Here is a 20,298-nt window from a genome sequence, read left to right on the forward strand (position 1 = left end):
TTCACCTCAATAATAAAGCCACCCGAGAAAAGAATGATTGGAACATTCTTCATCCCGAATGGCTTTAAGAGCAGTAAATTATGATATTTTCAGTATTCACCCAGATCGCTAGGGACTTCGTTGCATCATCCGCCTAAAACGAATTAAACCACCCGAGAAATTAATTCGAGGGGGCCTCGAAATCCCGAATGGCTTATGTATAGATCGAAGCATGAACGCAGTTCAAGTCGCTCTATTTTGCACGCTATTGATCTTAACCGCTTTGTTTTGATACACATAACTTATAGATTTAATCGCTCGCTCCAAACTTCAATCTCTAATCTTTAATCTTTAATCTCTTATCTTATCTCTTATCTTTAGTCTTTTAATCTTTCCCACCAGCGGAGGTTTGAGGATAGCCGATCCTTTGGGAGTTCGTTTCTCCCCTGTCTAATTTCATTCCGGAAACGGACGGACAACAGAGCGGATAGCCTTAAACCGGAGCGCCCGATAGCCGATCCTTTGGGAGTCCGTTTCTACCTTGCCTAATCCATTACCGGAAACGGACGGACAACAGAGCGGATAGACTCAAACCGGAGCGCCCGAGCGCCCTACTTGTTTTTGTAATATTCAACCGCTTTATCGAAATAATGCTTCTGGTCTTCCGGCAGATCCTCAAAATAGAAGATGGCCGCCACCGGACAAGCCGCTTCGCAAGCCCCGCAGGAGATGCAAATATCGGTATCGATGTAGAACTGGTCATCTCCTTCTTCTATACAATCCACAGGGCAAACGTCAACGCATTCTCCCGCCTTCTCTTCGATACAAGCTGAGCCGATAACATACATCCGTGATTCCACCTTCCCAAGTGTTATAAGAATCTTTTAAATTCTATGACGCACTATCATTACAAAAAGCCCATTACTCATCCATTGCTTGGTTTCTATACTTTTTATACTAAAATATATCATAATTATGTGGTTAATCATGCCAGTTGTCAACAAACCGCGAGAGAACAGCCTCGAAAACGCCCATTCCGGTTGACTTATAGAAGGTAAAGACATAAGATGAGACATATTGCTTTTTAACCTTTTTTGTTGCAAAAGAAAGCATTCATCGAGAAACAAGGCGGTGATTATAGTGGATCAAGAAGTTGCATACAGCACCCGCGAGTATATCATGCAAATGTTGAAAATAAATGGTGAACTCAGCACGAAATCCATAACCGAGGCACTGGGCATTACAGGCATGGCCGTCCGTCGCCATCTGGAGAGCTTGAAGAATGAAGGGTACATCACGTACAGAACCGTGAAGCAGCCGATGGGAAGACCCGTCTCCCTATACAGTCTTACCGAATCTGCAGAGGATTTTTTCCCTAAGAACTATCATTCGCTTGCCCTCGATCTGCTTAACGAGCTCCAGGACGAAGCTGGTGACGAAATGATATCCTTACTGTTCGACAAGCGCAAAGACACGTTGCTAAACAAGTACACGCCGACGGTAAAAGCCGAAACTCTCGAAGATCGGGTTGCGGCACTTGCCCAGATTCAAAATGACAACGGATATATGGTGGATTACCAAAAAGTCACGGATGAAGAATATGTGCTTGAAGAACTGAACTGCCCGATTTCCCAGGTAGCCAACCGGTACCAGCATGCATGCCGCTGCGAGCTTGATCTGTTTCAATCCTTGCTGGAAGCGGATGTGGAACGTACCGAATGTCTTGCCAAAGGCGATAAGAAATGCGTGTATCGGATCCGAAAGCAAGCTGAAGCCAAACAAACATAATATCTGTTATTGCCACTTCAGGCTCCTTCCATACGGGAAGGAGTCCTTTTTTTGTTAAGAGATAAGAAAGTATAAACTTCAGAGGCTTACCTACCTTATCTCGCAAGAAAAACCTCCGCTATATGCGGTCTGTCTTCTGAGAAAGTACGTCGATAGACGTTTTTCTTATAGCACTTGTCCTATCCTATTCTCTTGAATCACGAGTCATGTATGTTTCTCGGAATTATTCCAGTACAAGCAGTCGATCATCCTGATCGGACGGCACGCCCCGGCCATCGGTATTGTTGGTAATGACATAGGTTTTGCCGTTATGGACTTTAACGTCTCTTAATCGGCCTTCGCCTTCCAGTACGGTCTCGAGCGCGTCTTTCTCCGGCTGGAACCGGTACAGCTTCTGTCCCCGAAGGGTCGCCACGTACAAGCGGTCCTGCTCGTCAAAAGCGATGCCGGAAGGAGCAATTGCCTTTACGCCGCTATGGTAAAGCGGGAGTTTCATGCCTTCTAACGTATCATCGCCATAAATTTCGGGCCAGCCGTAGTTGCTGCCAGCCGTGATTTCATTAATCTCATCGTGTCCGCCCGGCGTGCCGGAAGGCCCGTGCTCCGAGCTGTAGAAATCCCCCTCCGAATTCCAGGCCAGGCCCTGCGAATTCCGATGCCCTAACGTATAGACGTAAGAACCTGCCGTCGGATTGTCCGCCGGGACTTTCCCGTCCAGCGTTAACCGCAATATTTTACCTGCCAGATTCTCCTGATTTTGCGCAAGCTCGCCCTCGCCCGAATCTCCCGTCGTAACATAGAGCATCTCGTCGGGACCAATCGCGATTCTGCCGCCATTATGGACGTTGGAGCCGGGAATGGACTCAAGGAAGACTTGGGACTCTGTCCATTGGTTTCCCTTCAACTCCAGCAGGACCAGCCGGTTCATGAGCGCTCCACCCTGATCATAGGTATGATAGGCGAAGGCTTTTCCGGAATCCTGAAAATCAGGAGCTAACGCAAAACCCAGAAATCCCCCTTCTCCTTGATGCGAAACCGGCTTCTCGGTATGTACCGATTGTCTGTTCAATGTGCCGTCCTTGATCTGAACGATATTCCCTTCCCGCTCGCTGATATAAATCGCCTCCCCGTCAAAATCAATGGACCAGGGCGTTCTCAACTGCTCGGCAAGCACCTGATAGGAAGGATCCGGAGTCGCTTCCCGCCTCTCCTCCTGCGTTCCTTCGTTCGCCGAAGGGGACGACTGGCTTGTACAAGCAGCAAGTAGCAGCAGCGCTGCTGTAAACATCATGCCGAACGTCTTTCGTTTCAAATCCAGCACCTCCCAGGTTTGTTTAGGGTTCCGGTGTCATCATCAGGATGTCCTGCTCTATGCCCTGCAAAGAACTCATCACGATATCCTCATCGCTAAACGATTCGATCCGACTGCCCGTAACATAACGGGTTTCGTGCCCTCGTCCGGTTATAATAATCCTGTCCTCGTCACCGGCCATTTCCACTGCGCGTTGAATCGCTTCTTTGCGATCTAAGACAACCTCCCAGTTTCCCGATTCGCGGGAAGTTAAGCCGCCCAGCATCTCGGCCATGATCTGCTCCGGATCCTCCGAAAACGGATTGTCGGCCGTGAACAATACATAATCCGCATACGAAGCTGCAATATCGGCCATGATCGGCCGTTTCGATCGGTCCCGCTCTCCCCGGCAGCCCATTACGCATATCATTTTGCCTGAAGTAATGGCCTTGGCGGATTGCAAGGTTGCCTTAAGACCGTCCGGATTATGCGCATAATCGACCACCACGCCAAAACGGCGTCCTGTTTGTATTTCTTGAAACCGGCCATGAACCCCTGCAAATTGTCCCAAACTTTCGCGGATTTCTTCCAGCGGTATCCCTTCCAGCAGGCAGGTCGTCATGGCGGCCAGCGCGTTGTAAATGTTGTGTGCTCCATGCACCTTCAGATTAACTTCGCTGCTTCCCCAAGGCGTTTCTGCATGAAAGGCGCAGCCTTCCCTTGTGTGATGAATGTGCGTTGCCCGGACGTCCGCCTGATTCTGAATGCCATAGGTTATGATCTGGGCGGATGTGCGTTTAACGTAATAAGAGGATGCATCATCGTCAGCGTTCAAGACGGCCTTCTTCAGCATGTCACGGTTACTGTTGCCCAGCTGGGCGAACAGCAGCTCCTTCGTATTGCGATAGCTCTCCATTGTCTGATGAAAGTCCAGATGATCATGCGATAAATTCGTGAAGACGACGGTCTGAAAATCGCATCCGCGCACCCTTCCCATATCCAATCCGTGCGAAGATACCTCCAGAACACCGTATTCTCCGCCATGCGAGATGATCGTATGAAAATAACGCATGAGCTGGATCGTATCCGGCGTTGTATTCAGCGTCTTCTCCGCATGATTTCCGATTTTCATATACAAGGTGCCGATGATCCCTGTTTTGCGGCGGGCGTCGTTAAGTATTTTATCTACCATATGGGTCGTCGTTGTCTTGCCGTTCGTCCCGGTAATCCCGATCAATTTCAAACGCTGCGTAGGATCGCCATAAAAAGCGTTTGCGAGAATCGGCAGGATTCTTCTGGTGTCCGGTACGGTTATCAGTGTTACGTTTTCAGACAGTCCCGAAAGCTCCCGCTCGGCCACGATGGCTACAGCCCCGTTTCGTATCGCCTGCTCGGCGTAATCGTGGCCGTCTACGTGAAATCCCGGAACGCAGACGAACATGCCGCCTGGCCGGATTTCTCTTGAATCTGTATCCAGGTTCGTGATATCCACGGAAAGACTGCCCGTAATCGTCTTAAGGATCAACCGCTCCGTCAGTGATTTTAGAATCATGTCAGCTTCCTCATCTCGTGATGTAATCATAATCCCAGGGTCTGGTGGCAGTGTGATGTATAAGATGTAGAATTTACGACTATGTATCGTTTTAACCAGCATTTCTAATTAACCTAACCAAGCAAGGGCATTCTGAAACTGAAAAAGGCAGATTCCTTAATGATCAAGCGGGTTGCCGCATTCTTCTCTGATATCCGCACCTATTTTCAATAGAAAAAGCGAACTATCGACTGATAGCTCGCTTTCATTCCTATCAAGTTGAGCAATGATGACGTGCGTAACGCGCATATGCCTCAGCTACGGCCCGATTTCTTTGGAGGAGTTCACTGTATGCCCTTACGCCATATCACACCAAACAAAGTGGATGACTGGATTCGCTAACCATGTTACCCTGAAAGTAAGCGGTTGCATTAAGCATGACGATGTATGCAGCCTGTTCTATAAAGAACGCGGACAAAGGATCCGAAAATCCATATCTGCCTGAAAGGGGAACTTTCGATGGGACCGTTCACCGACGATTTGCTTCGCGATAAAGTCGTTTTAATTACGGGAGGCGCCACGGGCCTGGGGCGCGCCATGGGAGAGAAATTCGCGCTGCTGGGCGCCAAGCTCGCCATATGCGGACGCCGGGAAGAAGTGCTGCAGCAGACCGCTGAGGAATTAAAGCAGAAGGGCTGCGAGGTATGGTACAAAAGCTGCGATGTTCGCGACCCTGCGCAAATCTCGGCTCTTGTTGAAGCAGCAGAGCAGCATTACGGAGGCATTGATGTGCTTGTCAACAATGCGGCCGGGAACTTTATCAGCCCCACGGAGCGCCTTTCTCCTCGGGCTGTGGATGCCGTGCTCAACATCGTGCTGCATGGCACCTTCTATGCCACCCTGGAGGTCGGCAAACGCTGGATCGAACAAGGCAAAGGCGGAACGATGCTCAACATCGTCACCACATACGCTTCTACGGGCTCAGGCTACGTGGTCCCGTCCGCGGCTGCCAAAGCAGGCGTTCTTGCGCTGACGCGCTCCCTGGCCGTGGAATGGGCACCATACGGCATACGCCAGGTAGCCATCGCCCCGGGTCCGTTCCCAACCGAAGGCGCCTGGTCAAGATTATCCCCTACGCCGGAACTGGAACAGAAAATGATCGACCGCATCCCCCTCAAGCGCGTTGGGGATGCTGAGGAGCTGGCTAATCTCGCCGCCTATCTGATTTCCGATTATGCCGGCTATATTAATGGCGACGTGATCACCATTGACGGCGGCGAATGGCTGCAGGGGGCAGGGCAGTTCAACGACTTAACGGAAGTGACTCATGAGCAGTGGGATCGGCTGGCCGAGCTGACGCGCAAAGGCAAATAGGATATACGCAAGAAAAGCAGCTTTCCATCTACTTTCACTGAAGACGGAAACAGAAGAAGGAATAGTGTGAATCGAGTTTTCAGTTTTTCTGAAAACTTATGTATTTCTATAATCTAAATGAGCCCCAAGCCGGGAGCATCCAACGGACTGCTCCCGGCTTGGGGCTCATCTTGCGTTTAAGATTAAATATTATGCTTCGTAAGAATCTACCAGCAAGGCATATACGATGCCGGGTCCGTGAACGCCAATCGTCAGATCGTTCTCGATATCGGCGGAACGGCTCGGACCCGATATGAAATGGATTCCTGCTGGCAGCTGCTCACGTCCGGCCTGATCGAACTGAACGAGAATCTCGCCTAATCGGGTAACCATTCGCTCGACTGGAATAATAGCCATCAGCACGGTCGGCAGCAGGCTGACCGAACGGCCCTTATGCGGGGCGGACTTCACCGTAATCGAACCGGTGTAAGCCGCAGCGTAATCGGCCATGACAACGCCGAAGTCGGCTCTGGCAGCGACTGCCTTCCAGTCGGTGTCCGCCGCTTCGTTCCAGGAGAGAACCAGCGCATCCGGCAGACTCTCTTCCAGGCCCAGTCGATCCAGCGCGTCCTCCTGCTGACGAAGAATCGTAGCTGCGCTCATCTCCATCGCTTTATCCCTGATAAACCGGGTGACCTCATCGCGATGGCTCAGTCTGACCACATGGCCTCCGGCTGCTTCAAAGTTCGCGGTAAACTGCGTAATTTTCTCCTCGAGCGACCAATTAAATTCTTTCCAGAAATCCGGGGCACCGCGGAAAGGGTGCTCCGGAGCGGAGCGAATCCGATCTCTACCCAGCTTCGCGGCGATCCCATCCATGAACAACTCCTGCTTCCTGCGGGATTGTTCTTCTAGACGGGTTAACCAGCCGCGATCGGTTTCGTTAGTCATGCGCGTTCTCCCCCTTTCCGGATTTCTGCTGCCGAAGCCGCTCGCTCAACCGATCGGCGATTACAGGATCCATGGTCCCCGAGGTTCTGCGAATATCCTGCTCCATTTCGGGCCATCGATCACGGAAGGAATGTTTGGGGAGGCTTGGGGTCACCCTGTACGAATTCCATCCCTTCAAAGGACCGATTCTCGTTCGGATCTCGCCGCCCCGCACGACCAGCTTCTGACCCCATTTTCCGAGGGATACCACGCTGCGGTAACGCTTGGCATTACCCATGACCGCCGAGAAGCCTTTCATCCCCATCGCTTCCAGCTTATCGCCGCGTCCGGCTTCAATCTTCCGGCGGCGCAAGGATACCAGCATGTCATGCAGCGGGATCTTCACCGGGCACGCTTCGTAACAGGCGCCGCACAGGCTGGATGCGTTGGCGATATCGTCCCATTCCGCGACATTCTTGTTCAAGGCCGGCGTTAATACGGCACCGATCGGTCCGCTGTAAGTGCCGCCATAGGCATGCCCGCCGATATGTCGATATACCGGACAAGCATTCAGGCAGGCGCCGCATCGTATGCAATTGAGCAGCTCCTGGAATTCCGGATCGCCGAGTTGGAGTGAACGCCCGTTATCGATAATGATAATATGCATTTCGTCTGGTCCGTCGGCATCCAGCTCTCTCTTCGGTCCGCTGATGCCGGACATATAGACCGTCAATTTCTGGCCGGTCGCGGACCGCGGCAGCAAGGTAGCCATCACCTCAAGGTCAGACCATGAGGGAATAATCCGCTCCATGCCCATTAGGGTGATCTGCGTCTTCGGCACGGTGGTCACCATCCGGGCATTGCCTTCATTCTCGAACAGAACCATGGAGCCCGTCTCGGCGATGGCAAAATTACAGCCCGTCATGCCAATGTCCGCTTCGAGAAATTTCTCGCGCAGCTTCATGCGGACGAAACCCGCCATAATCGCCGTATCCGGCGGCAGCGCTTCGCCTGCCTCCGCGGACAGCAGCTCTGCGATCTGATAACGGTTCTTGTGGATGGCGGGAATAATAATATGGGAAGGCGTTTCATCCGCAAGCTGAATGATGTACTCGCCGAGATCCGTTTCCACGGCCTCCACCCCGATGGAATCCAGTGCCTTGTTCAAGTGCAGCTCCTCGGACACCATCGATTTCGATTTGACGACGGATTTGGCCGACTTATGCTCCGCTATCTGCAGGGAGATCGCAACCGCTTCTTCCGCCGTCTCCGCAAAATGGACATGTGCTCCGTTCGCCCTGGCCTGCTCGGCAAACTCATTCAAATAATAATCCAAATGCGCAATGGTATGGAGCCGGATCTGGCGCCCCCGTTCCCTCCACGCATCCCAGTTGCCATGCTCCTCCGACGCCAGCTTTTTACCAAGCCGCAGCCGTTCTGTCGTAAACTTCACCGCATTGCGCAGAAATTCATTGTTCAGAGCGTAACCTGCACGCTCCTTCACCGTCTGCGCTTTCGTCTCAGCTGTGCTCATGCACGCTCACCCCCTCGTACAAAAGCTCGGTCAAATGCTTGACCTGAACCTTCTCGCCCCGGTGTCGCAAATTGCCGGCAATGTTCATGAGGCAGGCCATGTCAAGTCCGACCAGCACGGACGCCTCGGTTTCCAGCACATGATCGCTTTTCTCCGTCACCATCGCGCCCGATATATCCGCCATTTTCACGGCAAACGTTCCCCCGAACCCGCAGCAATCCTCGGCAAACGGCAAAGGGACGAGCTCCAGCCCTTTGACGTGACTCAGCAGTTTCATCGGTTCGTCCTTCACCCCGAGAAGGCGGCTGCCGTGGCAGGAAGGATGATAGGTAACCTTGTGCGGATAGACGGCGCCAACATCGGTCACGCCCAGCACGTTGACGAGGAATTGCGTAAACTCATAGCATTTGGATTGAAGCGCTTTCGCTTTATCCAGGTAAACGGGATCGTCCTTGAACAAATCCGGATAATGATGAATCATATACGTGCAGGACCCCGAAGGGGACACCACAAAGTCGCTGTCGTCAAAAGCGTCCAAAATCGTCCTGGCGCTGATGCGCGCCTCTTCCCAATAACCGCTGTTGTAGGCAGGTTGGCCGCAGCAGGTCTGGATTTCCGGGAATTCCAGCTGCACGCCGTACCTTGCCAGCAGTCTTGCCATCGATTCAGCTACCCGCGGGAACAAGGCATCGCTGAGACAAGTGACAAACAATGAAATCTTCAACCTCTTCACCCCGCTAATCGTCAGGATAGGCCGATGAGTCGGCCTCTAGCAAGAACCCCCCGGAACGGGGGGATTCCATGTTGATATGATCCAGCAGCTTGCTCTATACGGATTCGATTCGAAGACCCAGCGCCCGATAAGGCGCCGCTTCCTCTTCCGTCAATCTCCGGTCGGTGATGATCAGGTTCACTTCGGCGAGGTCGGCGACCTGCGCAAAAGCCTGCGTGCCGAATTTGCTGGCATCGGCAAGCAGAATGGTCTCATCCGTCATCCCGATCATTTTTTGCTTGATTCTCGCCTGCAGCTCATTGGATTCGCTCAACCCCCTGTCCATGTGGACGCCCTTGCAGGAGAGGAAGGCTTTATCCACGTAATAAGCTTCCAGCGAACGCTCCGCCAGCGGACCGACGAAGGACAAGGAGCGATGAGCCAGAATCCCGCCCGTCGAGATGACCTGAACGCGCTCCTTGGCGCTCAGCTCAGCGGCCACCTTAATCGAATTCGTCAGCACGGTAATCGGAATGTCCGGTATGATCTTGGCCATGTACCACGCGGTTGAGCTTGCATCCAGCAGGATGCGGTCGTTCGGATGGATTCGCTTGACCGCTTCCTCCGCGATTCGCTGCTTCTCCAGCGCATGCATGATTTCCCGTTCAGCATACGGTATTTCCGGCTGAGACCGCTGAATTTCCGGTTGATCCTTCACGCTAACCGCTCCCCCGTGGGAACGGCGCAGGCGCCCTGCTTGCTCCAGCCTGTCAAGGTCGCGGCGAATCGTTTCCTCCGTTACGCCGCAGAGCTGACTCAGCTCGGAGACTCGAATGCTCCCTCTTTCGTTGACCAACTGTACTATTTTCTCATATCGTTCTGCAACCAGCATCATACCGCCCATCCTTACTGTTCGTATATTCTATCTCTTCCCGGTCCGCTGACCGAACACCCCGTAAGCTTCCTCCCATAAGGGAGCATCCTGCGGCTCGTAGGTCTTGACCGGGAAGGATTCCCTAATGACTGCGCGCGCTTCCCATATATCGGACAGTTCGCCCTGCGCAATGAACTGTACGGCCATATTGCCGATGGCGCTGCCTTCCGCAGGCCCCGCCCATACCGGCTTCCCAATGGCGTTCGCCGTCCACTGGCATAATGTTTCATTATGAATGCCACCGCCTACCATATGCAAGCCCTGAAATTTCCGTCCGGACAATTCCTCGGTCAACTCCAGCACATATCGATATTGCATGGCCAAGCTTTCCATAATGCAGCGCACAAGCGCGCCCTCGTTCTGCGGAACGCCCTGGTTCGTGCGGGCCGCATATTCCCTTACCCGTTTCGGCATGTCTCCCGCAGGGAGGAACATGGAATCGTCTGGATCGATGAAGCAAGCAAATGCCGGTGCCGCTTCCGCCATATGAACCAATTCGGGATACGAATACGACATCCCTTCCCGCCCCCAGGTCCGCTGACATTCCTGCAGGATCCACAGCCCCATGATGTTCTTGAGCAGCCGGTACGTGCCGTATGCGCCTCCCTCATTCGTGAAGTTCAGCTCGCGGGCCCGTTCATGAATGACCGGCTGGTCGACCTCGGTGCCCATCAACGACCAAGTGCCGCAGCTCAAATAGGCGAAGGACCGTTCCAATGCCGGAACCGCGACCACGGCGGAAGCCGTATCATGTTCCGCAACCGCATAAAGCGGGATGGATGGAACCCCCAGTTCCTCGGTTACGGATGGCCTTAACCCCCCGATAAGGGTACCGGGTTGAACCACTGGATGAAATAACTTATGAGGGATCTTCAATGATTTCAATAGATGATCATCCCAGCTGGCCGAGTGCGGGTTATACAGCTGCGTCGTGGTCGCATTCGTGAATTCGTTCGCCATCTCGCCCGTCAAGAAGTAGCGCAGCAAATCGGGGATCATTAAGAATCGCTCAGCCTCTTGAAGCAGATAGGGTTTCTTCCGTTGGAGCGAAGCAAGCTGGTACATGGTATTAAACGAAAGAAATTGAATTCCCGTCCGATCAAAAATTTCTTCAGGCGGCAGCTCTCGGAAAATCTGCTCCATCACGCCATCCGTGTGCGTGTCCCGATAATGATACGGATTCATGAGCAGCTCCCCGCCCCGATCCAGGAGACCGAAATCTACCGCCCAGGTATCAATGCCGATGCTCGACGGCAAGCGATGTTTCCCCTTTAGCTTGAGCAAGCCCTGTTTCATCTCATGGTAGATCCGTAAGATATCCCATTGAAAGCGGTCGCCGATTCGAACAGGATCGTTCGGGAACCGGTGAATTTCCGTGACGCCGATAGTGCGGCTGTTCAGCTGGCCCAGCATCGCCCTGCCGCTGCTTGCTCCCAAATCAAATGCAAGAACGCTCAACGCTCCCCAGCCTCCTTGTCAGATCATAATCAACGGTTCGGGCATGAACCCGATGACGATTCCATCTCTTCTCATGCCTGCGAACGCTTCAGCAATACGTCCTGTTCATACTGTTTCACTTCGGACAGCCACTCTTCTCTGACCGGCACTCCCAAACGTTCGCAATAGTAATCCCACACCGCTCCGAACGGATAGGATTTAAACTCTTCGGTCAACGCCAGGCGGGTCGTGTAATCGCCTTCAAGTTCAGCCTGCTTCAGCCGATCGACCGGTTCAAGCTTGGCGCGCAGCAGCGCCTTGATCGTATTGCGGGTTCCGATAACCCACGCAGCGATGCGGTTAATGCTGGCATCGAAGAAATCCAGTCCGATATGGGTAACATCCAGCAGTTGATTGCGCACCAGCTCGCGTCCGATCTCGGTCAGTTCATCGTCCATGATGACGACATGGTCGCTGTCCCAGCGCATCGGCCGGCTGACGTGAAGGAGAAGTCCATCGGTGAATAGGGCGAGCGACGACAGTTTGCCGGCAATGCTCTCGGTTGGGTGAAAATGACCCGCATCCAGGCAGATCAGCTTGTTGTTCCGAATGCCATACCCCATGTAGAACTCGTGCGAGCCTACAACGTAGGCTTCGGAGCCGAGCCCGAACAGCTTGCTCTCGACGGCATCCAAATTCCATTCCGGATTGATATCCTCGGCAAAAATCTCATCCAGCGAATCCTTCAGCCGCTGTCTCGGTGCCATTCGGTCTACCGGCATATCCTTGTAACCGTCCGGAACCCAAATATTCGTCACGCAGGTCTGACCCAGCTGTTCTCCGAAATAAGCTCCGATTCGTCGCGAAGCCTTGCAATGGTCAATCCAAAATTGACGGATCGCCGGGTCGGCATGACTCAACGTAAACCCGTCCTTCGACTTGTCGTGGGAAAAGCAGGTGGGATTAAAATCGAGTCCGATCCCCTGCTCCTTGGCCCAATCCACCCAGGACTGGAAGTGCCTCGGCTCCAGCTGATCCAAATCAACGGACTCGTCGGTATCCGCATAAATCGCGTGGAGATTCACTTTGTGGGATCCGGGAATGAGCGATAACGCTTTTTCCAGGTCGGCCCTCAGCTGGTCCGGCGTTTCGGCTGCCCCGGGATATTCCCCGGTCACGGAGATGCCGCCGGACAGGTCCTGATCACGGAACAGGAATCCGCGAACATCATCTCCCTGCCAGCAATGGATGGAGATTTTGATGCGCTCAAGTTCCGTCAAGATTTGGTCCACATCGATGCCATGCTGCCCATAGAGCTGTTTAGCTTCCTCAAAGTTCCTTGCAACGTCCTGCCTCATCGCATATCCTCCCATATGAATGAGGACAGCCGGGTTGTATCAACCCAGCGCCCCATCTTAATAAGAATTCTTGATTCCTTGCGTTAGGTTGGTTACTCATTCTTTCGATTATCGAGTAAACGCTGCCGGTACTCCCCCGTCAATCGTCAGCATACAGCCGGTCGTCTTCGATGATTTGGACGAAGCAAAGTAAGCAATGCCTTCGGCAATGTCCTGTGGGTAGATGTTCACGAGCAGTGTCGTGCGTTTCCGATAGTGCTCTTCCAGCTGATCCGGTTCGATCCCGTAGGCTGCAGCCCGCTCGTTTCTCCAGTTCGAGTTCCAGATCGCAGAGCCTTGCAATATCGCGTCAGGCAGGATCGTATTCACTCGGATGCCGTATTCCCCGCCCTCGGCAGCGATGCAGCGGGCCAAATGCGCCTCGAGCGCTTTCGCGGAGCTGTATGCGGTCACATTTTTTCCGGCATAAACGGAGTTCTTCGATCCGATAAACACCATGCTCCCGCCAATCCCCTGTACCTTCATCAAGGAGAAGGCTTCTCTGGCCACGAGGAAATAACCTGTGCCCAGCACGTTCATGTTCAGGTTCCATTCCTTTAGAGACGTCTCGTCAAACGGGCTGGACGTTGCAAGACCCGCATTGTTCACGATAATATCGACACCGCCATAAGTTACGGAGGTTTCGCGATAGGCGCGCTGCACGGCCTCTTCGTCGGTTACGTCCATTTTAACAGCAAATGCCCGATTCTCCCCGTACTTTGCATTGATTTCCTCGGCAACCTGCTGCGCGCCTTCGAGATTTAAGTCCGCCAGCACGACATGGGCTCCTTCGGCTACCAGCCTGCGCGCCGCGGCACTGCCGATCCCCCCGGCTCCCCCGGTGATAAAAGCAATCTGCCGCGAAAACTCCGCTTCGGCCGGTGCAAGGCTCAATTTATACAGCTCCAGCGGCCAATACTCCACGTTGTAGGATTCGTTCTCGCTCAGGGATACGAAGTCGCCGAGCGCCGTTGCGCCGCGCATGACCGCGATGGCCCGGTGATACAGGGCGCCGCTGACTTGCGACATCGCCCAGCTCTTGCCGGTGTTGATCATTCCGATTCCGGGAATCAGGATGACGCGCGGAGCCGCTTCGAACATGACGTCGCCTTCATGATGGTTGCGTTCAAAGTAGGCTTGATACTGCGCTTTGTATGCCGCAATGCCCTCGATGAGCTTTGCCTTAAGGCCTTCGATATCTTCAGCGTTCGGCGTCCAATCGATGAAGAGGGGAACAACCTTGGTATGAACCAAATGATCCGGACAAGCGGCGCCTACTTGGGACAGCTTCGGCGAATCGATGCCGCCGACGAAGTCCAGCACATCGTCTTGATCATCGAAGGACAGGATCATTTTCTTCGCGTCGCTGACGGCTCCGCGTACGGCAGGCATCACTTCCGCAGCGATGCTCCGGCGGATTTCCGCGGCAAGCGGCGCATGCTTCCGGCCGCCGAACAGCTTGTCGTTGTTCACTCGGGCTTCAATGAAGGCTTCCGCTTCACTTATGATGCGAATCGTCTGTGCGTAACAAGCTTCCGAGGTGTCGCCCCAGGTTACAAGGCCGTGCTTCTCCATAAGCACAAGCTCGGCGTTCGGATTAGCCAGCACCCCTTCCGCGATCATCTTCGACAGCGTAAAGCCAGGGCGGACATATGGAACCCACACAAATCGATCGCCGAAAATTTCCCGGGCTAATTCTTTGCCGTTATGGGCGCAGCACAAGCTGATAATGGCATCCGGATGCGTATGATCCACATGCCGAAACGGCAAGAACGCGTGCAGCAGCGTTTCTATGGATGCTCGCGGGTGCTTCGCATCTACCATGCAATGACCCAGGTATGCCACCATTTCCTCATCCGACATCGAATCTCGTTCGAACAGCGGCCGGATATCCTCCATGCGCAAGCCTGTGAAATTGCCCGCTTTCATGGTGGCCAGATCGGATCCGCTGCCTTTCACGTACATTACCTCGACGTCGTTGCCGCGAAAATCCTGAATCGTTGTTTTACTGGATGTGTTGCCGCCGCCCCAGTTGCATACGCGCCGGTCGGCACCAATCAAATTCGAGCGATAGACAAGCTCATCCAATGTATTTTGTGCCTGCTGTGCCTTTGATTGTTCCCATAAGCTCTGAACCATGAAGCTTCCCCTCCGATTGACCATATGAATTTGCTTTCATTTGTTTCCCATATTAACACGCCCGTTTATTTTTGAATAGTATATTTTCAAAAATAAACAAAGATATTATATTTGTTTGTTTGGTTTTCAATGTAAATCCCGTACAAACAAAAAAGCAGCTCTTGTCAGAGCTGCTTTACGAACCGAGCTGCTATATTTGATTTATGAATGGTCCGTGCCGGAGCCCGCGGCCGCCATTTGATCCGCTTTTGCAATTCCTTCCAACAATGCATCACGGAATGCAATTTCATCCTCGTTGACGTAACCCGTGAATACGATTTCCGAGATGTCCTTATGGTTGAAAAAGATGTTGGAATCCGCGGTCAGATTTCCGTGAGGATAGAAGCAGGCAACGTAATCCCAACGCTTTAGCGTCTTGGAGTCGTTCTGCATCCGGCCATAGATCATCAGCGTCTGGTCCCAATCCTTGAACTTGACTACAGATCCGATTGGCAGCAGCTTCTGCTCCGTTTGCTCATGCTGTTCCATGTTGATCAACCCTTCATTATTTTTTTACCGATCCAATAGACAATCGACACTACGAGCGGTACTCCAATGAGAAAGGATAGGCAGATGACGGCTTTTTCCGCTGCCGCGTAACTCGTGTCCAGCAGATTCGGAATCACCGTGCCCAGAACGCCGACGATAGCAATAATCACCATTATGTATTTGAACCGTTTTTGTCTGTCGCCCATAGGCTGTGCGCCCCCTTCTATTTTACCGTAATCGCTCCGCCGACTCCGACGAGGCTTGCTCCCGGTCCCAACGGGATGTGGAACTTCAAGCCGCTCTTGCCCACCTCCGCGGATGCGCCGAGCACGCCCAGTGAAGCGGAACCTCCGATGTGCAGCTCTTTATCCGTCCAAGGAAGCGGAATATTCACGCCGCCCTCATATTTGTTTAATGTAGCCTCAGCTCCGACGCTAAGCGTACCGTCCTTGACCGCCGCCTCGACTTCGGCCTTCACCAGGCTAACCGATCCTTCGACATGATCATTCGCATAGCCTGCTTCAACAACAGCCCCGCTGGCATGCGCTCCTTCGGATAAGCTCGCTCCCGCGCTGCCTGTTATTGCTTTGGCATAAAGTCCATTCTCTTCGTGCTTGATTACGCTGCCTTCCACTTCTACTCCTTTGAGCGCTGCGTCCAGCGGGTTGCTTGAGGATTTAGCGGCCACGCCGGAAGTCTTGGATGCAGCGCCTGCCGCCGCAGCGATTCCCGCTCCGGTTGCCGCCCCGGCCATAATGCCCGCGCCTGCTGCGGCTCCTCCAGCTGCAGCACCGTTCACCATTTCATCCGTGGAACGGAATTTGACGGAAATTTGCTTCAGCTCGGCGGATATCGTTTGCAAGCACTCCACAAACTTGAGCATCGTCGTCCTGGCATGCTGATAATCCCCGTAAAACCGCTCGCGGGTCATCCCTTCCCACTGACCTTCCATTTCGTGAATGCTTCGCTGGAGCCGCTGCACCAAATCGCCGCTAAGTTGCCCTGATTGGGCAAATTGCGCGGATACCTGCTCCAGCTGCTCGGGTGTAACTAATATTCGATTGGACATAAATACGGACGCCCCTTCTGTCTCGCCGCCCTGCTTCTTCAGGCAGTCTACAAACAAATTTCAATTCCATAAACTATTAAACCGATCTACCAAGCAATAACCACATTTTTCAATTTTAGTAGGTATACAGGAAAGGAACAATCAAGCGAAGGATTCATTTTCATCAGGTCCCGATCTAGTAAAAAAGCACTGACCTCCTCATTCCCCATGCGGAAACAGCCATCTCATCCCCGGCTTAAGCCCAGCCATGAAATCATCCCGGGGTACGGTGCCCATTACATCCCCAGCCCGTTAAAGCAGCTCCCGTTCTCTTGTACATTAGAAACAATTCATCTTTCCGAAAGAGGGTATTCATTATGAACCGACTTGCACGTGAAGCGGCCAGCGGGGCATACCGGCTGTATAAACAGGAGACATGGCTCATGCTGACGAGTCTGCTCGGCTTTTTGCTGGCCGGAATTTGCGGGGTATGGGTGCTGCTCCATGGCGGACCTGTCTCACCGGACGGAGATGTCTCCAAAGCCTTTTCCTTCAACGCGGCCCTGGGAATATTCATCCTATCAACCGCAAGCGTTCTACCGGTTTCCGGCATGCGGCCACGAAGCCAATCGATCTACCGCTGCTGTTACATTCCCCTAGTGTTGTTCTCCTACTTCGCCGAGACCGTACAACATTTCCGCGGCGTCGATCCGAGGTTCGTTCGGAACGGTTCATCCTTCGATCATGTCATCTCCACGATTTTTCCTGCCGTTGCGCTTCTGCTCATCGTGTTCTACCTGATCCTGGGGGCTCAATATTTCCGCAAGCGTGTAATAGAGGCCCATCCGGAGCTTGGTCTCGGCATCCGTTATGCCATGATCGCGGTGCTGGTATCTTTTGCGGCAGGCATCTGGATTTCCATCAACGCGGGTCGTTTCACCGGGATCGGCGGCAATATCATTTGGCTGCACGGACTCGGGTTTCATGCACTGCAGGCCATTCCTTTGGTGGCCTGGCTGTCCATGAGAAAATCCGTCAATGCTGCCGTCAAACCGATAATCATCCATATCAGCGGCCTCGCCTATTTATTCGGACTGATCGCCATCGGATGGCAGACGCTTCTCGGTTACTCCGTGGCGGAATGGTCCTTGCTGCCGATTCTGGCGGGCAGCTGTTTTCTCGTTGCCTTTACCCCTGTGATATGGCTGATCAGTCAATCCGATGCATCCGCCGAACCTTTCAACCGTACCCAATCCACGCGAAATTTATAAAATGGACATAGAAAAAGAGACAGTATGGGGCACCTTCCCCGACTGTCTCATCGAAAACTGCTGGCCTTGATCCATATCCTGATGTGGGTTTAGATAAATAAAAACGGAATGAGGAACAACAAGGCAATGGCTTCCCAAGCAAGCACATTGCCTGCGAAACCGTAGCCTCCATACGGTCCAAAACCGCCGTAGCCGTACGGTCCAAATGCGGACGTTTGTGCACCGCCTTTGGTCGACTTCGAAGATTTTCTGCCCTTTTTCCCTTTGGCGGACAATATATATGCGGATGGGTTCGCAAATTCGAGTTCAAGACCCCGATCATGTACACCGCGAATCGTCCCCACGACTTCCGTCCCATCATGCATGACAGCGCAAACGGTTTTGCCGACGTAACCTTTGCATCCTTCTGCCGAAATTGGTATTGGCTGCAATCCTTCTCCCCCTCCCAAGCGTTTGTGTATTATATTCCTCCTGGGGAGAAGGCGGCAGAGATAGAAGTCCACGCAACCAAAATTCCGCCATTAACCTTACTTAATCGCTAGCCTTGCGGTAAGCCCTGGCCATGATATCTTCGTCGATCGCGCCTTGAAACCGTTCTGATACGATGCCGCCAGGCGAAATGACGTAGGTGGTCGGATAAGCCACCACCTCGTACCGCCCGGAGTTCTCACCATGCTGGTCGTACAGGACGGGAAAGGTGATGCCGTTCTTCTCAACAAAAGACTGTACCTCGCTCATGCTTTTTTCCAGGTGGGTCATATTGACGGCCAGTATGATAACATCCTCATCCTGATGTTTCTCGTAAAAATCCTGCATATAAGGCATTTCGACCTTGCAAGGGGGACACCAGGAGGCCCAAAAATTAAGGAGAACGGTTTGCCCGCGATAATCGGACAGCTTGATCTCCCGGCCTTCTGAATCGGTCAGCGTGAAATCCGGCGCGCGAAGCCCAGGCTTCAAACCTTCCGCTGCGATTTCCTGGCTTCCCTCTTGATGCGGCGGTGCGGCTGCTTCCCGCTCGCTGGCCGTGTTCGAAGTGAAGTCATAAATGACCCACGCGAAGAGAGCTGCCATCACGACCAGGACTGCCCTGTTTTTTCCTAATCCCAGCGTAAGGAATTGCGGCAGCGGTGCCTGAAAGCGAAGCCAGCTGACCGTCAGCAAGACGCCGAACATCAGAGCATAGAATAAAAAAGGCGTCACACTCGCACCATCCGCCCACAGCCACTGAAAGAGATACCCTGCCGTTCCGCTTGCAAAGGCCGATAACAGCGCCGATTTCAGCAGCAGGCCAGACTCCCCCCTCTTCCTGTTCCAGCGAAGTGCAGCGTAGACGATAGCGAGAACAACCCCCAGCCATATGCCCCTGACTCCCCCCGTCATGTAGATCAGCGAGGTCGGATGCTGGAGGGTGCGGATCGGATCGAATACCAGCATCCCGAATTTCCATGAGAGAAAACCTATGATGATGACGGATAAATAGGTGTCCAGGATCCATTCCCGCTGCGGCATCTGGCGCAAACGAATGCGAAGTGCGGCGAACCCGGCCGCGGCGCAGATCAGAAATATCACCATATCGGCTCGGATCATCAACGGACCTATCGGAATAATACTCAAATGCGAACCTCCTATAGTGCGGCAAAATCAAAAATCGAGTTACCCGCCGGGGTATATCTCCATCATAGTGGATTCTCTCATTAATGTAAAACCGAGCGAAGACCTTCAGGAAGATGAGCGGATTTGGTCAAGGGAACTCCAAAGCAGTGCCAATTCGGCATGTCTTTTTCCCCCGATGACAATCTCTTTTTGCTTCAGCTCTTGAGCGCCCATATATCTATAAAATTGCTCGGCTTTATTGCCTACCAGCACCCAAACCGACAACGAACGATATCCTCTCGTTTGCAGAAATTCCTTCAACCTGGCAAATAGCCGTTTTCCCCATCCCTGCCCTTGAATTTCTTCCAAGAGATAGATCGCGTAGAGTTCTCCTTCATGGGAGATTTTCTGCTCTCGCTCCGTCCCGTACGACATAAACCCGTAAACCTTGCCATGTTCGTCTGAAATAACCAGTAGCTGTTCGTCTTCGGGCATATTGACAAGCTTCCTGCGCCAGCCTTCTACGCGGTCCGCAACGGAAAGCTTTTGCAAAAAATCATCATCGACGATCCCCCTGTACGTCGTTTTCCAGCTGTTTACATGTACGCTAGCAATGCCTTCGGCATCTTGCTCATTTGCAATTCGAATCTGCATGGTCTTCCACTTCCTCCTGTTCCTCTCTTGATCTCTTGGTATTCGCGGAGAGGCTCGAAGATCCTCTTTTTATCATTGATTGCTTCATCCTGATGACGCTAAGCCCACAACTAGCATAAATAAAATGTATCGGATACCACATGGCGCTCGGATGCCCGTGAAAGGAGTGTCTGTAC

General features: G+C 52.9%; 19 protein-coding genes. 3 read left to right on the forward strand and 16 right to left on the reverse strand.

What is annotated here, in order from left to right; genetic code table 11:
* Nucleotides 1–590 precede the first annotated feature (590 nt).
* Complete coding sequence (locus tag MHI43_RS19965) at nt 591–827, reverse strand: 4Fe-4S binding protein (protein ID WP_015736133.1); 237 nt, start codon at nt 825–827, stop codon at nt 591–593.
* Between the two features lie 292 nt (nt 828–1,119).
* Here MHI43_RS19965 and MHI43_RS19970 point away from each other — a divergent pair, with 292 nt between their 5' ends.
* The gene (locus MHI43_RS19970) at nt 1,120–1,767 is read left to right on the forward strand and encodes a metalloregulator ArsR/SmtB family transcription factor (protein WP_009592087.1); all 648 of its coding nucleotides are present in this window, start codon (nt 1,120–1,122) and stop codon (nt 1,765–1,767) included.
* 223 nt (nt 1,768–1,990) lie between these two features.
* Here MHI43_RS19970 and MHI43_RS19975 read toward each other — a convergent pair whose 3' ends face one another.
* Nucleotides 1,991–3,079, reverse strand: coding sequence for a PQQ-dependent sugar dehydrogenase (locus MHI43_RS19975; protein WP_036661377.1), 1,089 nt, complete (start codon nt 3,077–3,079; stop codon nt 1,991–1,993).
* Nucleotides 3,080–3,101: 22 nt separating this feature from the next.
* On the reverse strand, nt 3,102–4,610 hold the full coding sequence (locus tag MHI43_RS19980; RefSeq protein WP_036661379.1) for a UDP-N-acetylmuramoyl-L-alanyl-D-glutamate--2,6-diaminopimelate ligase: 1,509 nt from the start codon (nt 4,608–4,610) through the stop codon (nt 3,102–3,104).
* A gap of 498 nt (nt 4,611–5,108) precedes the next feature.
* Between MHI43_RS19980 and MHI43_RS19985 the strand changes: the two genes are divergently transcribed.
* On the forward strand, nt 5,109–5,963 hold the full coding sequence (locus MHI43_RS19985) for an SDR family oxidoreductase (RefSeq protein ID WP_036661380.1): 855 nt from the start codon (nt 5,109–5,111) through the stop codon (nt 5,961–5,963).
* A 189-nt stretch (nt 5,964–6,152) separates the two neighbouring features.
* Here the strand turns inward: MHI43_RS19985 and MHI43_RS19990 are convergent, their stop codons facing one another.
* The 10 genes from MHI43_RS19990 to MHI43_RS20035 form a co-directional block, all read right to left on the reverse strand.
* Nucleotides 6,153–6,893 (reverse strand): LUD domain-containing protein, encoded by a 741-nt coding sequence (locus MHI43_RS19990; protein ID WP_036661382.1) that lies wholly within the window; start codon nt 6,891–6,893, stop codon nt 6,153–6,155.
* Complete coding sequence (locus MHI43_RS19995) at nt 6,886–8,406, reverse strand: LutB/LldF family L-lactate oxidation iron-sulfur protein (RefSeq protein WP_015736139.1); 1,521 nt, start codon at nt 8,404–8,406, stop codon at nt 6,886–6,888. Before MHI43_RS19995 ends, MHI43_RS19990 begins: the two co-directional genes overlap by 8 nt.
* Nucleotides 8,393–9,130, reverse strand: coding sequence for a (Fe-S)-binding protein (locus MHI43_RS20000; RefSeq protein ID WP_036661383.1), 738 nt, complete (start codon nt 9,128–9,130; stop codon nt 8,393–8,395). Before MHI43_RS20000 ends, MHI43_RS19995 begins: the two co-directional genes overlap by 14 nt.
* 103 nt (nt 9,131–9,233) lie before the next feature.
* A complete protein-coding gene (locus tag MHI43_RS20005; protein ID WP_036661644.1) occupies nt 9,234–10,010 on the reverse strand; it encodes a DeoR/GlpR family DNA-binding transcription regulator in 777 nt (258 codons plus the stop codon).
* Nucleotides 10,011–10,040: 30 nt separating this feature from the next.
* Nucleotides 10,041–11,510: a rhamnulokinase family protein gene (locus MHI43_RS20010; RefSeq protein WP_036661386.1), complete on the reverse strand. Its 1,470-nt coding sequence runs from the start codon at nt 11,508–11,510 to the stop codon at nt 10,041–10,043.
* Nucleotides 11,511–11,581: 71 nt separating this feature from the next.
* Entirely contained in the window at nt 11,582–12,847 is a 1,266-nt protein-coding gene (gene rhaA, locus MHI43_RS20015; RefSeq protein ID WP_036661397.1) for an L-rhamnose isomerase, read from the reverse strand.
* 108 nt (nt 12,848–12,955) lie between these two features.
* On the reverse strand, nt 12,956–15,025 hold the full coding sequence (locus MHI43_RS20020; RefSeq protein WP_015736144.1) for a bifunctional rhamnulose-1-phosphate aldolase/short-chain dehydrogenase: 2,070 nt from the start codon (nt 15,023–15,025) through the stop codon (nt 12,956–12,958).
* A gap of 201 nt (nt 15,026–15,226) precedes the next feature.
* Nucleotides 15,227–15,553, reverse strand: a complete 327-nt coding sequence (locus tag MHI43_RS20025; RefSeq protein WP_015736145.1) for a DUF4176 domain-containing protein — start codon at nt 15,551–15,553, stop codon at nt 15,227–15,229.
* A gap of 5 nt (nt 15,554–15,558) precedes the next feature.
* On the reverse strand, nt 15,559–15,759 hold the full coding sequence (locus MHI43_RS20030) for a hypothetical protein (protein ID WP_015736146.1): 201 nt from the start codon (nt 15,757–15,759) through the stop codon (nt 15,559–15,561).
* A gap of 17 nt (nt 15,760–15,776) precedes the next feature.
* The gene (locus MHI43_RS20035; protein WP_341283155.1) at nt 15,777–16,679 is read right to left on the reverse strand and encodes a WXG100 family type VII secretion target; all 903 of its coding nucleotides are present in this window, start codon (nt 16,677–16,679) and stop codon (nt 15,777–15,779) included.
* 299 nt (nt 16,680–16,978) lie between these two features.
* Here MHI43_RS20035 and MHI43_RS20040 point away from each other — a divergent pair, with 299 nt between their 5' ends.
* Nucleotides 16,979–17,872 carry a hypothetical protein gene (locus MHI43_RS20040; RefSeq protein WP_015736148.1) on the forward strand — a complete coding sequence of 298 codons (894 nt, stop codon included), beginning with the start codon at nt 16,979–16,981 and terminating at the stop codon, nt 17,870–17,872.
* Nucleotides 17,873–17,961: 89 nt separating this feature from the next.
* On the opposite strand, the gene MHI43_RS20045 is transcribed toward MHI43_RS20040, so the two are convergent.
* From MHI43_RS20045 to MHI43_RS20055, 3 genes are all read right to left on the reverse strand, one after another.
* Nucleotides 17,962–18,303, reverse strand: a complete 342-nt coding sequence (locus MHI43_RS20045) for a hypothetical protein (protein WP_036661398.1) — start codon at nt 18,301–18,303, stop codon at nt 17,962–17,964.
* Nucleotides 18,304–18,403: 100 nt separating this feature from the next.
* On the reverse strand, nt 18,404–19,489 hold the full coding sequence (locus MHI43_RS20050) for a redoxin domain-containing protein (protein ID WP_036661399.1): 1,086 nt from the start codon (nt 19,487–19,489) through the stop codon (nt 18,404–18,406).
* A gap of 105 nt (nt 19,490–19,594) precedes the next feature.
* Nucleotides 19,595–20,122 (reverse strand): GNAT family N-acetyltransferase, encoded by a 528-nt coding sequence (locus MHI43_RS20055; RefSeq protein WP_036661400.1) that lies wholly within the window; start codon nt 20,120–20,122, stop codon nt 19,595–19,597.
* Nucleotides 20,123–20,298: the final 176 nt, after the last annotated feature.

The sequence above is a fragment of the Paenibacillus sp. FSL H8-0457 genome, assembly GCF_038051935.1.
In the GTDB taxonomy this organism is placed as follows: domain Bacteria; phylum Bacillota; class Bacilli; order Paenibacillales; family Paenibacillaceae; genus Paenibacillus_AQ; species Paenibacillus_AQ lautus_A.